The organism is Cellulosimicrobium sp. KWT-B (assembly GCF_002127155.1).
Taxonomy (GTDB): Bacteria; Actinomycetota; Actinomycetes; order Actinomycetales; family Cellulomonadaceae; genus Cellulosimicrobium; species Cellulosimicrobium funkei.
The window spans coordinates 298,958-312,413 of record NZ_NEDO01000004.1 but is presented as its reverse complement, the minus strand read 5'-3'; the positions used below and the strand labels follow the sequence as shown (position 1 = coordinate 312,413).

Here is a 13,456-nt window from a genome sequence, read left to right as displayed (position 1 = left end):
TCGGGGTGTCCGGGTGTCGTGCGGGGTCGGAGTGGGTCAGCGGCGCGGGTCAGAGGTCGATCGTCGCGAGGTCCACGACCTCGTCGCCCCGCACGACCGCGGCGACGCGCCACCGGTCGAAGGTCGTGCAGGGGTGCGAGATGCCGAAGCCGACGACGTCGCCCGGGCGGACCTGGGCGGTGGCGGGGCCGCCGACCTGCCCGGCGCCGGCCTCGTCCGCGTCCAGCGCGAGGTAGAGGTGCTGGTCGTTGAGCGCGGTGACACGGGTGCCCGCGAGCTCGCGCGGGGGGAGCCAGCCGTCGTCGGACTGCGAGCGCAGCCAGAGCGCGACGGGCAGGTCGATGTCGAACGAGACGTCACGGCGCCCGATGCCGCAGACCGCGAGCCCGGGCTCCGGGACGGAGAGCACCTGGCCCCAGACGGTCGCGGCGGCGCGCAGCGGCTCCGCGCCGGGGATGCGGCTCCACGGGTCGGTGCGCGAGTAGAAGCCGTGGTCGTGCGTCACGTACGCGCCCGAGCGCACGACGACGCGGACCTCGACCTCGCGCCCGTCCGCGCCGGGGACCGGGCCGGGGAGCCCGGCGAGCACGACGTCGAGGAACGAGCTGCCGCCCGCCGACAGCACGAGCGGCTCGTCGACGCCCGCGAGACCCTCGCGCACGAACGCGGCGCCGAGCGCGCGCAGCCCGTCGCACCAGGCGCCGACGGCGGCGAGCTCTTCGGCGGTCGTGCCGCCCGCGACCGAGCCCTCGTACCCGGTCGCGCCGAGCAGGCGCAGGCCCGACGCGCGGAGAGCGCGCGCGAGGTCGAGCGCCGCGGCGGTGCTGCGGACGCCGGTGCGCCCGCCGGGGACGCCGAGCTCGACGAGCACGCCGAGGCGCGCGCGGACGGCGGCGGGGTCGTCGGCGAACCCGCGGGCGAGCAGGTCGACCCCGTGCGGGGAGTCGACGCACAGCCACACCTCGTCGTCGCCGCCCGCGGCCTCGGCGCGCGCCAGGTCGTCGCGCAGCCACGCGATGTCGCGCGGGTCGAGCAGCTCGTTGGCGAGCAGCACGCGCGGCACGCCCCAGTCGCGCACCGTGCGCAGCTGGGACGGCGTCGCGACCGTCGCGCCCCACGCCCCGGCCGCGGCCTGGCGCGCGAAGAGCGCGCGCGACATCGTCGTCTTCACGTGCGGCGCGTGCTCGACCCCGCGCTCGGCGCACACGCGCGCGACGAGGCCGACGTTGTGGTCGAGCGCCGCGTCGTCGAGCGTGAGCAGCGGCCAGGAGAACGCGGCGTCGGTGACGCGCGGCGAGCCCGCGAGCACGTCCGCGACGGTGGTCCCGGCCGGGAGCCGCAGCCCCTTGGTCCGGGGCCCGACGACGTCGCCCGCCCAGGGGCGGTCGGGTGCGGGCCGCGCGGCGTCGTGCGTCGTGCCGGTCATGGGGTCCTCCTCGGGGACGGGCTCTCGTGGACGGGTGCAGGGGGGGAGGCTCACGCCGCCGGGGCGCCCGGGCGCAGCGGGCGGCCCGGGAGCGCGTCGGTGAGCGCGCCGTCGCGCAGGACGCGCACGCCCGCGACGAGCACGTCGTCCACGCCCGACGCCGGTCGGCGCGGGTCCTCGTACGTCGCCTCGTCGCGCACGCGGTCGGGGTCGACGAGCGCGAGGTCCGCGACCGCCCCCGGGACGACCGCACCGCGCCCGGCGAGCCCGAAGCGCGCGGCGGGCCGCGCGGACAGGTGCGTGACGGCGTCGTGCCACGTCCAGTCCCCGAGCGTACGCACGTGCTCGGCGAGGAAGCGCGCGAACGCGCCCCAGCCGCGCGGGTGGGGGCGGCCGCCGCCCCCGACCGGCGCGTAGATCGCGTCGGACCCGCCCACGTGCGCCCGGTGGCGCAGCAGGGCGCGGACGGACTCGGGGGAGTTCGTGGGCGGCTGGGCGAAGACGCACGACGCGCGCAGCCGCGTCGCGACGAGCAGCCGCACCGCGGTCTCGGCGGGGGACAGCCCGAGGCGCGCGGCGACGTCGGGCAACGTCATGCCCTCGGTCCACGACAGGTCCTCGGCCGGGCCCGCCGCGGCCCCGGCGGCGGGGCCGGTCGGGACCGCCGCCATCGTCACGCGCGGCCACAGGTCGGCCAGGTGCGGGAAGTGCTCGCGGTGCAGGCGCTCGAGCACCGCCGGGTCGGCGAGCGCCGCGACGGTCGCGTCGACGTCCGCGATGGGGAGCCACGTCGGCAGCGACACCATGGACAGGATCGAGCAGCCGCGCAGGTACGGGTACGAGTCGAACGTGACGTCCAGGCCCGCGGCGTGCGCGTCGTCGACGTACCCCAGCAGCTCCGCGGCCGGGCCGTGGTAGTGCGAGACGTGCGTCGCGACCCCGGACGCGCGTGCCACGCGCACGAGCTCCGCGAACGCCGGTCCGGCCCGGTCCTCGTAGCCGCGCATGTGGGACACGTGCGGCACGCCGCGGGCCGCGAGCACGCGCGCGAGCGCGACGAGCTCGGCCTCGTCGGCGTACGTCGCGGGGACGTACTCCAGGCCGGTCGACAGGCCGAGCGACCCGTCGTCGAGCGCCGAGGCGAGCAGCGCGAGCATCCGGTCCGTCTCGGCGGGCGTCGCAGGGCGCGCGGCGGCGCCGAGCACCGCGTAGCGGATCGTGCCGTGCGGGGCGAGGTAGCCCACGTTGACGCGGGTCGTGCCGTCGTACGTGGCGAGGAGGTCGGCGACGGACCCGCCGCGGAACGTCGGGTGCTCGCCGTTGATCGCCGCGAAGTACCCGCTCGCCCAGGCGGCGGCGTCGTGCAGGCCCGACGCCGCGGGCCCGCCGTCGGCGTCCGGGCGCGGCGAGGGCGCGTAGGACACCCCGTCCTGCCCGACGACGACGCTCGTCACGCCCTGGCGCAGCATGGCGAGCTGCACGTCGTCGTCGAGCACGGCGGCCTCCCCGTGCACGTGCGCGTCGACGAACCCGGGCAGCAGGAGGCGGCCGTCCGCGTCCAGCACGTCGGCGCCCGCCGGAGCGGTCCCGGCCGCGGGCGCGACGCCCTCGACCCGGCCCGCGCGGACGGTGACGTCGACGGGGGCGGAGGGGCCGCCGTCGGGCTCGACGAGGCGCGCCCCGCGCACCACGAGGGCGCTCATGCCGGACCGCCCGCGTCCTCGTCGCGACCCTCGACCCAGCCGCCGACGCCGCGCAGGCCGCCCGCGGCGAGCTCCTCGGCGCGGTCGCGCGGCCAGCCCGCGACCCCGGGCCGGGTCTGCCACGGGTGCGGCCCGTCGAGCGGCCGGTACTCCACGCCGGCCGCGTCGAGGCGCGGCAGGTGGTGCGCGACGAGGCGCTCGCGGAACGCGCGGGCCGCGGGGGACCCGGGGGAGCGGTCGGCCTCGGGCGACCACATGACCTCGGCGAACGCCGCGAGGCGCGGGAACGCGGCGTAGTCGACGCGGCGCGCGGAGTCGAGGTGCTCGGACCAGAGCTCCGCCTGCCCGCCGAGCAGCGCGCCCGGCGCGGGAGCGGTGGCGGGACCGGCCGCCGTGCCGCCCGCGGCGCCCGCGAGCTCGGCCGGCAGGGGCTCGAACGCGTACACGTCGTCGAGCGTGGTGAGGAACCCGACCGGCACGGGCTCGTCCGGGGTGTCGCCGCCGCGGTGGTCGAGGTACACGACCTGCTCGGGCGCCATGACGACGTCGTGGCCCGCCGCGAGCGCGTCCGCGCCCACGGCCCAGCCGCGCCACGACGTCACGACGACGTCGCGCGGGAGCGCGGGGCCGAACGCCTCGTCCCACACGACCGCCCGCCGACCGCGGGACGCGACGTGCTCGGCGAGCCGCGCGAGGAACCAGCCGTGCAGGCCGCCGACGTCGTCGAGCCCGAGCTCCTGCGCGCGCGCGACGATCGCGGGGTTCTCGCGCCACAGCGTCGTGGGCACCTCGTCGCCGCCGATCGCGACGAACGGCGCGTCGAAGATCTCCAGCACCTCGTCGAGCACGTGCCGGAAGAACGTCAGCGACTCCTCCGACGGGTCGAGCACCTCGGTGCTCACGCCCCACGTGGTGCGGACCTCGTGCGGTCGCTTGCGCGTGCCGAGCTCCGGGTACGCGGCGACGGCGGCCTCCACGTGCCCCGGCGCGTCGATCTCCGGGACCACGGTGACGCCGCGCTCGCGCGCGTACGCGACGATCTCGCGCAGGTCGTCCTGCGTGTAGAAGCCGCCGTGCGGACGGCCGTCGGCGACGCCGGCGCGCCAGGTGCCGAGCCCGGACTCGCGCCGCCAGGCACCCACCTCGGTGAGCCGGGGGTAGCGCGCGATCTCGACGCGCCACCCCTGGTCGTCGGTGAGGTGGAGCTGGAGCACGTTGAGCCGGTGCGCCGCGGCGAGGTCCACGAACCGCAGGACGTCGGCCTTCGGCAGGAAGTGGCGCGCGACGTCGAGCAGCACGCCGCGCCACGCGAACCGCGGGTGGTCGGTGATCGCGACGTGGGGGAGCGCGAGCGTCGCGCGACCGCCCGCGCCCGTCACGCCGGGGGCACGACGGAATGCGGCGGGGCCGGCGAGCTGGCGCAGGGTCTGGGCCGCGGCGTGCGCGCCGTCGAGGTCCGCCGCACCGACCCGGACGCCGTCGTCGCCCACGACGAGGCGGTAGCCCGACGGCGGGAGGTCGTCGTCGACCGCGAAGACCACGGGCGGGGTGCCGTCGGCGGGCGCGGTGCCCGCCGGGACCGGCACGAGGTCGAGGCCGAACGCGTCCTCGGTGACGCGCCGCCACCAGCGCGCCGCGGGGCGCAGGGCGGGGTCCGCGACGACGGACGTCCCGTCCGCGACGACGGTCGTCCCGGCGCCGGGCTCGAGCGTCACCGGGGCGGGGAGGATCCCGGCGGGGTCCGCCGTGGAGGAGGTGGGCACCTTTTGGAAGGACACCGAACGAGCCTAGCGGGCCCGCGCGGTGCGCTCCTACCCGGCTGTGGACGGGCGGACAGCGCTGCCGCAAACGTGCGTTCGCCGCCGGGAGGATCACGCAAGCCGCTTGCAGCCGGACGTATAGTCGACGGCATGTCGAGACGTCTGGCGGAGGTCGCCACCAAGGTCGGTGTCAGCGAGGCCACCGTGAGCCGCGTGCTCAACGGGAAGCCCGGCGTCTCGCAGGCCACGCGGGACGCGGTGCTCACGGCGCTCGACGTGCTCGGCTACGAGCGGCCCACCAAGCTGCGCGGGGAGCGCGGCCGACTCGTGGGGCTCGTGCTGCCCGAGCTCGTCAACCCCATCTTCCCGGCGTTCGCCGAGGTCATCGGGGGCGCGCTCGCGCAGCAGGGGTTCACGCCGGTGCTGTGCACGCGCACGGCGGGCGGCGTGACGGAGGCGGAGTACATCGACCTGCTCCTGGGGCAGCACGTGTCGGGCGTGATCTTCGCGGGCGGCTTCTACGCCGAGCGCCAGGCCGACCACGCGCACTTCCGCCGGCTCGAGAAGCTCGGCCTGCCCGTCGTCCTGATGAACGCGTCCGTCGAGGACCTCGACTTCCCGCGCGTCTCGTGCGACGACCTCGTCGCCATGAACCAGGCGCTCGGCCACGTGCTGTCCCTCGGCCACGAGAGGGTCGGCCTGCTCCTCGGCCCGGCGGACCACGTGCCGTCCGAGCGCAAGCTCGCCGCCGCGCAGGCCTTCGCCGAGCGGCACGGCCACGCGCTGGACCCGGCGCTCGTCGTGCACAGCCAGTACTCGCTCGAGAGCGGTCAGGCCGCCGCGAACCGGCTCCTCGAGGCCGGCGCGACGGCGATCGTGTGCGCGAGCGACCCCCTCGCGCTCGGCGCGGTCCGCGCCGTCCGGCGCGCGGGGCTCGACGTGCCCGCCGACGTCTCCGTCGTCGGCTACGACGACTCGAACCTCATGAACTCGACGGACCCCGCGCTGACGACCGTGCGCCAGCCGATCGAGCCGATGGGCCGCGCGGCCGTCGACCTGCTCGCCGGCATGATCGCGGGCGCCGACGTCTCCCGCGACGAGCTGCTCTTCGAGCCGGAGCTCGTCGTGCGCGGCTCGACGGCCGCCGCGCGCACGACGGGTCGTGACGCGACGGTCGCCTGACCGCACCCTCTTCCTCCTGGGCCCCGGCCCGGCCGCTTCGTGCGCGCCGGACCGGGGCCTTCGTCGTCTGCCCTGCGGCGGGAGCCGCCCCCGTCTCCGGGCGACAAGCGTCGCGGTCTGGACACGCAGAGATAGCGTTTCGATAACGCTGCTGTCGGATTCTTGCGCGGAAGCTGTCGACTAGTTACTGTCATGCCCGACGGCGCGGTCGGCACCCGGTGCACGACGGCCGTCCCGGGACCATCCCGGGACCAACCCGGACTGCATCGAACGTCGTGCGCCGACCTGACGGGGCGACCACCCCGACCACCCGGCCACGCACTCACGGAAGAGGACGCGGTGAGCAACGACCACCCCCGAGCCGCCGACGGCGCGCCCACCCCCGACGCGGCCCCCGCGGCGGCGGCACGGCCGGCGGCCTCGTCGCCCGACTGGTGGCGCAGCGCCGTGATCTACCAGGTGTACGTGCGCAGCTTCGCGGATGGCAACGGCGACGGGACGGGCGACCTCGCGGGCGTGCGCCAGCGCCTCGGCTACCTGCGCGACCTCGGTGTCGACGCGATCTGGTTCACCCCCTGGTACGTGTCCCCGCTCGCGGACGGCGGCTACGACGTCGCCGACTACCGCGCGATCGACCCGCAGTTCGGCACGCTCGCCGAGGCCGAGCAGCTCATCGCGGAGGCCCGCGCGCTCGGCATCCGCACGATCGTCGACGTCGTCCCGAACCACGTCTCGTCCGAGCACGAGTGGTTCCGCGCGGCCCTCGCGGCCGGGCCCGGGTCGCCCGAGCGCGAGCGCTTCTGGTTCCACCCGGGCCGGGGCGAGGACGGGTCGCAGGTCCCGACGCACTGGGTCTCGGAGTTCCAGGGCGGCACGTGGACGCGCACGACGAACCCCGACGGCACGCCCGGCGAGTGGTACCTCCACGTGTTCGCGCCCGAGCAGCCCGACCTCAACTGGGCCCACCCCGACGTGCGCCGCGAGCACGAGGACATCCTGCGGTTCTGGTTCGACCGCGGCGCCGCGGGCATCCGCATCGACTCGGCGGCGCAGCTCGTCAAGGACCCGGCGCTGCCCGAGGTCCCGGACCACCCCGGCCCGGGCGAGCACCCGCACGTCGACCGCGACGAGCTCCACGACATCTACCGCGGCTGGCGCGCCGTCGCCGACGCGTACGACGAGCCGCGCGTGCTCGTGGGCGAGGTCTGGCTCGCGGACCGGGAGCGGTTCGCTCGGTACCTGCGCCCGGACGAGATGCACACGGCGTTCAACTTCGACTTCATGGCCCGTCCGTGGGACGCGAAGGCGCTGCGGGAGTCGGTCCAGACCACGCTCGACGCGCACGCGCCGGTCGCCGCCCCCGCGACCTGGGTCCTGTCCAACCACGACGTGACCCGCCCCGTGACGCGCTACGGGCGCGAGGACAGCTCGTTCGCGTTCGCCACCAAGCGGTTCGGCACGCCGACCGACCTGGCGACCGGGCGGCGTCGGGCCCGCGCGGCCGCGCTGCTCTCCGCCGCGCTGCCCGGCTCGCTGTACCTCTACCAGGGCGACGAGCTCGGCCTGCCCGAGGTGGAGGACCTCCCGCTCGACGCGATCCAGGACCCGATGCACGCGCGGTCCGGCGGCGTCGACCCGGGCCGCGACGGCTGCCGCGTCCCGCTCCCGTGGACGCGCGGCGGCACGAGCCACGGCTTCGGGCCCGACGGCGGGGCGCAGCCCTGGCTGCCCCAGCCGCACGGCTGGGGCGAGCTCTCCGTCGAGGCGCAGACCGGCGACGAGACCTCGGTGCTCACGCTCTACCGGCGCGTCCTCGCGACCCGCCGGGCCGAGCCCGCGCTCCGGGCCGGCGGGTTCCGCTGGCTCGACTCGCTCGGCGGGGTCGTGCTCGGCGACGACGTCCTCGCCTTCGTCCGCGAGGCCCCCCGCGACGGCGACGGACGCGCGGTCGCGTGCGTCGTCAACCTCGGACCCGACGACGTCCCGCTCCCCGCGAACGCCGAGGTCCTCCTGCGCAGCGACGCGCCCGGGAGCCCGCCCCGCGCGAGCGACGCGCCGGGCGCGGCGCGCCTGCCCACCGACACCGCCGTCTGGCTCCGGGCCTGACCGCGGCGACCGCCACGAGAACCCGGGCCGCGGGGCCCCGGCCCCACGACCCGCACCCGCTACCCAGCACCCCGTAACCCACCCAGCACCACCGGAACCCAGGAGCGACGATGAAGTCCACACGTCAGGCGACCGCCCTCACCCTCGCGGGGGCGCTCGCGTTCAGCACGCTCGCCGCGTGCTCGAGCGGCGGCTCGGGCAGCGACGACGAGAGCAGCGGCTCGGGCGGCGACGGGAAGGTCACCCTCAAGGTGGTGTCCCTCCTGCCGGGCTCCGAGCAGGAGGCGATCGACGCCTTCAACGCGCAGGTCGAGGAGTTCGAGGCCGCGAACCCGGACATCGACGTGCAGCCGGAGGAGTACGAGTGGAAGGCGACGACGTTCGCCCCGCAGCTCGCCGGCGGCACGCTGCCCGACGTCTTCGAGATCCCCTTCACCGACGCCAAGACGCTCGTCGAGAACGGTCAGCTCGCCGACCTCGACGAGCAGTTCCGGACCCTGCCGTACGCCGACAAGTTCAACCCGGCGATCCTCGAGGCCGGGACGGGCTCCGACGGCCACGTCTACGCGATCCCCGCGAAGAACGTGTACGGCGTGGGCCTGCACTACAACCGGGAGCTGTTCGAGTCCGCCGGCCTCGACCCCGACCAGCCGCCGACCACGTGGGACGAGGTCCGCGAGGACGCGAAGAAGATCGCGGACGCCAACCCGGGCGTCGCGGGCTACATGCAGATGTCGCAGAACAACACGGGCGGCTGGCAGCTCACGGTCAACACGTTCGCGCGCGGCGGTCGGACGCAGGAGGTCGCCGACGACGGCACCGCCACCTCGACGCTCACGAACGACGGCACCAAGGAAGCGCTCGAGTGGCTCCAGGCCATGCGCTGGGAGGACAACTCCCTCGGGAGCAACTTCCTCCTCGACTGGGGGACCATGAACCAGGCGTTCGCCGCGGGCCAGGTCGCCATGTACACGTCGGGCTCGGACGTCTTCACGTCGCTCGTCCAGACGAACGCGATCGACCCCGCCACCTACGGCCTCGCGGCGCTCCCGCTCGAGGGCGACGACGCGGGCGTCCTCACCGGCGGCACGCTCGCCGCGATGCCGGCGGACGTGGACGAGGCGAAGAAGGAGGCCGCGATCAAGTGGATCGACTTCTTCTACCTCGGCAAGCTCGTCGACGAGAAGCGCGCCGTCGCCGACGCCGAGACGCTCGTCGCGAACGACCAGCCCGTCGGCACCCCGGTCCTGCCGATGTTCTCCCCGGAGCAGTACCAGCAGAACCAGGAGTGGATCAAGGACTACATCAACGTCCCGCTCGACCAGATGACGAGCTACACGGACACGATGTTCGACCTGCCGCTCGTGGGTGAGCCGTCGCAGAAGACGCAGGAGATCTACGCCCTGCTCGACCCCGTCGTCCAGGCCGTCCTCACCGACGAGAACGCCGACGTGGACGCGCTGCTGGAGCAGGCGAACACCGAGGCGCAGGCCCTGCTCGACCAGGGCTGACGCCCGTCGTGGCGCGCGGGCACACCGTCCGCGCGTCCCGGTCCGCACACCCGGGTCGGCCGGCGGCGCCCCCTGCCGGCCGACCCGTACCCCGCCGGTGCCCGACGGCGCGACGCACCTCGCGTCGTCGGGCACCTCCCACCGCACCGAAGGACGTCCGCCCGTGACCGCCACCACCGCCCCGCCGCGACGGGGACCCGCCTCGCACGCGCGGGCCGACCGCGGCGGCCGACGCCGCAGCCCCGTGACGTGGTTCCGCGGCGGCGGCCTGAGCAACCTCGTGTTCCTGCTCCCGCTGATCCTCGTCTTCGGCGTCTTCTCGTGGTTCCCGATCGTGCGCGCGGTGATCATGAGCTTCCAGGAGACGAACCTCGTGAGCGACCCGACGTTCGTCGGGCTCGACAACTTCCGCCAGGTGCTCAGCGACCCGCTCCTGGGCAAGGCCGTGAAGAACACGCTCTACTTCGCGTTCCTCGCGCTGCTGTTCGGCTACCCGATCCCGCTCGTCGCCGCGGTGCTCATGCGCGAGGTCCGCCGGGCGCGCGGGCTGTACTCCGCGCTCGCGTACCTGCCGGTCGTCGTGCCGCCGGTCGTCGCGGTACTGCTGTGGAAGTTCTTCTACAACGGCAGCCCGACGGGCGTGTTCAACACGATCCTCGGCTGGGTCGGGCTCGGCCCGTACCCGTGGCTCCAGGACGCCTCGACCGCGATGCCCTCGCTCGTGCTCGCGGCCACGTGGGCCGGCGCGGGCGGGACGATCATCATCTACCTCGCGGCGCTCACGAGCGTGCCGCCCGAGCTCTACGACGCGTCCGAGGTCGACGGCGCCGGGCTGTGGCGCAAGATCTGGCACGTCACGCTGCCCGCGCTGCGCGGTGTCCTGTTCATCACCCTGATCCTCCAGGTGATCGGCACGGCGCAGGTCTTCCTCGAGCCCTACCTCTTCACCGGCGGCGGGCCGAACAACGCGACCCTGACGATCCTGCTGCTCATCTACCGCTACGCCTTCCAGAACAGCCTGGGCGGCGACTACGGGGCCGCGACCGCGCTGTCGATCATGCTCGCCGCCGTCCTCGCCGTCTTCTCGGTCCTCTACTTCCGGCTCACCCGGTCCTGGAGCACGTCATGACCCTCTCGCCCACCGACAACCCGAGCGAGATCGGCGTCGTCTCGCAGGACTCCGCGGCGGCGGCCGACGGCACGCCCGCGGGCCCGACGGACGGGACGGACGCCGCCCGCCGCGCCGCGGAGGCGAGCCGCACCCGTCGCGAGGCGGACCGCCGTCGGCTGCGCGCGCGCCGCCGGAAGGCGCTCGACGGCGTCGAGGACCGCGGCGCGCTCTCCGAGGCGGACTGGCGCCGCCCCTCCGTGCGGTGGGGGATGGGCACGACCCACGTCCTGCTGCTCGTGGTCCTCGTCGTCGCGGGCCTCGGCCCGATGCTGCTGCTCGCGAAGTACGCCGTCACCCCGACGCAGGACATCCTGCGCACGCCGATGGCCGTCTTCCCGAACGGCATCGCGTGGGACAACCTCGACAAGGCCTGGAACGACGTCCAGGTCAGCCGATACTTCCTCAACACGATCTGGCTCGCGGTCGGGTCGTGGGCGTCGCAGATCCTCGTCGCGACGACGGGCGGCTACGCGCTGTCCGTCCTGCGGCCGCGGTACGGGAAGGTCGTGCAGGCGCTCGTGCTGTCGACGATGTTCGTGCCCGCGATCGTCCTGCTCGTCCCGCTGTACCTGACGATCCTCGACCCGCCGCTGCTGGGGCGCTCGCTCATCAACAGCTTCTGGGCCGTGTGGCTGCCCGCGGGCGCGAGCGCGTTCAACGTGCTGCTCGTCCAGCGGTTCTTCGACAGCCTCCCGCGCGAGGTGTTCGAGGCCGCGCGCATGGACGGCGCCGGGCCCTACCGGCTGTTCTGGTCGGTCGTGCTGCCGATGTCGCGCCCGATCGTCGGCGTCGTCTCGGTGTTCGCGGTCATCGCGGCCTGGAAGGACTTCCTCTGGCCGCTGCTCGTCCTCAAGGACCCGGCGATCCAGCCGCTGTCCGTGCGCCTGCCGTCCATCGAGGCGTCGACCGACCTCGGCGTCTTCCTCGCCGCGCTCGCGATCTCGACCCTCATCCCCGTCGGCCTGTTCCTCGTCTTCCAGCGCATGTTCCTCCAGGGCGCCGGCCTCGGAGGAGCGGTCAAGGGCTGACCACCCCTGGCGCTCTGCCCCCCCCGGCCCCCGCCCCGCACCCCCTCTCCGCCCCCACCTCTCCGTCGAACACGGGGTCGGCGACCGGATCGAGACGATTCCGGTCGCCTACCCCGTGCTCGGCGGCGCCAGGGCCGTGGTCGGCGGCGCCAGGCCCGTGGTTGGCGGCGCGGGGCCGTGCGGCCCCGGGGCTCAGCCGCGGCCGCGGGGCTGCATCGCGCGCAGGACGGCGTCGTGGACGTCGGTGTTGCGCTGCGCTCCCGCGAGCCGTGCGGCGCCCGGGCCCTGCGCGGTGATCGGCGTCGCCTCGCCCGTGTGGCCGCCCGTCGTCCAGTCGACGGTGAACTGCAGGTCGGAGCCCGCGAGGTCGAACGGGCCGTCCTCGGCCGTCGCGCCCTCGCCGCCCTCGTCGTCGGGGTCGACGTTCTCGATCGCGAGCCCGCCCGTCGCGTGGTCGCCCACGACGAGCACGAGCGTGTCCCGGTTCCGCTTCTGGAAGTCGAGCGCCAGCGCGACGGTCTCGTCGAGCGCCTGCCCGGCCTGGATCGTGCGCGTCGCGTTGGAGCGGTGCGCGAACTCGTCCACGCCCTCCTCCTCGACGAGCAGGAAGAACCCGTCGCGGTCGCGCGACAGCACGTCGAGCGCCTTGGCCGTCATGTCGACGAGCGGCACCTCCGGTTCGTACAGGTCGCCCTCGCCCTCGTTGCGCTGCTCGAACATCTCCTCGTTCGCGAACAGGCCGAGCAGCTTGCGCCCGCGAGCGTCCGCGAGCCCCTCGGCGTCGCTCACGTACGTGTAGCCGAGGTCCTGCGCGCGCTCGACCAGGTTCCCCTTCGTCCCCTTGCTCTGCTCGGTCGGGTCCTTCGCGGGGTTGTCCTCCCACGCGCCGGGGTCGCCCGCCGGGTACCACCAGTCCTCGCCGCCGCCGAGGACGACGTCGGGCCGCGAGCTCTTCAGGAGCTGGCGCGCGATCTCGCTCTGGTCGCCGCGGTCGGGCACGTGCGCGCCGAACGCCGCGGGTGTGGCGTCGGTGACCTGCGCCGTCGTGACGAGACCGGTGGCCTTGCCCGCGCCCCGGGCCGCCTCGAGGAGCGTCGGGACCGGGTTGCCGTCGACGTCGACGCCCACCGCCCCGTTGTACGTTCGGACCCCCGACGCGAACGCCGTGGCGCCCGCCGCGGAGTCCGTGACGGCCTCCTCGGGGTCGGCCGAGTCCGTCGTGGTCCACCCGGCGTGCTCGAGCGAGTCCATCGCGAGCTGCCCGTCCTTGCCCACCGTCGCGAGCCGGACCAGCTCACGGTGCGAGAGCCCGAGCCCGTCGCCCTGGATGAAGATGACGTTGCGGGCGCGGTCGTTCCCGTGGCCCTGGCCGCCGCCGCGGTCGCCGCCCCGGTCGTCGCCGCGCTCCCCACCGCCGCCGAGCGGCAGGAGCATCACGAGCGCCGCGGCGGCCGCGACCCCCGTCGTCCCCGCGCTGAACCGTCCTCGTCGTGCCTGCATGAGACTCCCCTTTCCCACCGGCGCCGGCTGCGGTGCCGGCACGGCCGCCGCGGACGGGGTCGCCGTCGT

The 13,456-nt window shown here is 75.2% G+C and carries 9 protein-coding genes; 5 read left to right on the top strand and 4 right to left on the bottom strand.

Features of this window, described 5'->3' with window-relative positions; translation table 11 throughout:
- Positions 1 to 49 precede the first annotated feature (49 nt).
- Genes B9L22_RS14125 through B9L22_RS14115 form a run of 3 tightly spaced genes read right to left on the bottom strand, consistent with a single transcriptional unit; the run spans position 50 to position 4,907 of the window.
- Positions 50 to 1,426, bottom strand: coding sequence for an alanine racemase (locus tag B9L22_RS14125; protein WP_086150856.1), 1,377 nt, complete (start codon positions 1,424 to 1,426; stop codon positions 50 to 52).
- Positions 1,427 to 1,476: 50 nt separating this feature from the next.
- On the bottom strand, positions 1,477 to 3,129 hold the full coding sequence (locus B9L22_RS14120) for an amidohydrolase family protein (protein WP_086150855.1): 1,653 nt from the start codon (positions 3,127 to 3,129) through the stop codon (positions 1,477 to 1,479).
- Positions 3,126 to 4,907, bottom strand: coding sequence for a beta-N-acetylhexosaminidase (locus tag B9L22_RS14115; protein WP_233140136.1), 1,782 nt, complete (start codon positions 4,905 to 4,907; stop codon positions 3,126 to 3,128). Before B9L22_RS14115 ends, B9L22_RS14120 begins: the two co-directional genes overlap by 4 nt.
- 132 nt (positions 4,908 to 5,039) lie before the next feature.
- On the opposite strand from B9L22_RS14115, the gene B9L22_RS14110 reads away from it, so the two are divergent.
- The 5 genes from B9L22_RS14110 (at position 5,040) to B9L22_RS14090 (ending at position 11,887) form a co-directional block, all read left to right on the top strand.
- Positions 5,040 to 6,071, top strand: coding sequence for a LacI family DNA-binding transcriptional regulator (locus tag B9L22_RS14110; protein ID WP_043658239.1), 1,032 nt, complete (start codon positions 5,040 to 5,042; stop codon positions 6,069 to 6,071).
- Positions 6,072 to 6,410: 339 nt separating this feature from the next.
- A complete protein-coding gene (locus B9L22_RS14105) occupies positions 6,411 to 8,177 on the top strand; it encodes a glycoside hydrolase family 13 protein (RefSeq protein ID WP_198947306.1) in 1,767 nt (588 codons plus the stop codon).
- A 110-nt stretch (positions 8,178 to 8,287) separates the two neighbouring features.
- Positions 8,288 to 9,688, top strand: coding sequence for an ABC transporter substrate-binding protein (locus B9L22_RS14100; RefSeq protein ID WP_021483402.1), 1,401 nt, complete (start codon positions 8,288 to 8,290; stop codon positions 9,686 to 9,688).
- Between the two features lie 163 nt (positions 9,689 to 9,851).
- Positions 9,852 to 10,817: a carbohydrate ABC transporter permease gene (locus tag B9L22_RS14095; protein WP_083711959.1), complete on the top strand. Its 966-nt coding sequence runs from the start codon at positions 9,852 to 9,854 to the stop codon at positions 10,815 to 10,817.
- Positions 10,814 to 11,887: a carbohydrate ABC transporter permease gene (locus tag B9L22_RS14090; protein ID WP_086150852.1), complete on the top strand. Its 1,074-nt coding sequence runs from the start codon at positions 10,814 to 10,816 to the stop codon at positions 11,885 to 11,887. The genes B9L22_RS14095 and B9L22_RS14090 overlap by 4 nt, the downstream gene beginning before the upstream one ends.
- Positions 11,888 to 12,079: 192 nt before the next feature.
- On the opposite strand, the gene B9L22_RS14085 is transcribed toward B9L22_RS14090, so the two are convergent.
- A complete protein-coding gene (locus B9L22_RS14085; protein WP_233140134.1) occupies positions 12,080 to 13,387 on the bottom strand; it encodes an alkaline phosphatase in 1,308 nt (435 codons plus the stop codon).
- Positions 13,388 to 13,456: the final 69 nt, after the last annotated feature.

What these genes read in the sequence shown, in the direction of transcription:
- B9L22_RS14125 (WP_086150856.1), bottom strand. Translation starts at nt 1,426, where the DNA reads ATGACCGGCACGACGCACGACGCCGCGCGGCCCGCACCCGACCGCCCC.
- B9L22_RS14120 (WP_086150855.1), bottom strand. Translation starts at nt 3,129, where the DNA reads ATGAGCGCCCTCGTGGTGCGCGGGGCGCGCCTCGTCGAGCCCGACGGC.
- B9L22_RS14110 (WP_043658239.1), top strand. Translation starts at nt 5,040, where the DNA reads ATGTCGAGACGTCTGGCGGAGGTCGCCACCAAGGTCGGTGTCAGCGAG.
- B9L22_RS14100 (WP_021483402.1), top strand. Translation starts at nt 8,288, where the DNA reads ATGAAGTCCACACGTCAGGCGACCGCCCTCACCCTCGCGGGGGCGCTC.
- B9L22_RS14090 (WP_086150852.1), top strand. Translation starts at nt 10,814, where the DNA reads ATGACCCTCTCGCCCACCGACAACCCGAGCGAGATCGGCGTCGTCTCG.
- B9L22_RS14085 (WP_233140134.1), bottom strand. Translation starts at nt 13,387, where the DNA reads ATGCAGGCACGACGAGGACGGTTCAGCGCGGGGACGACGGGGGTCGCG.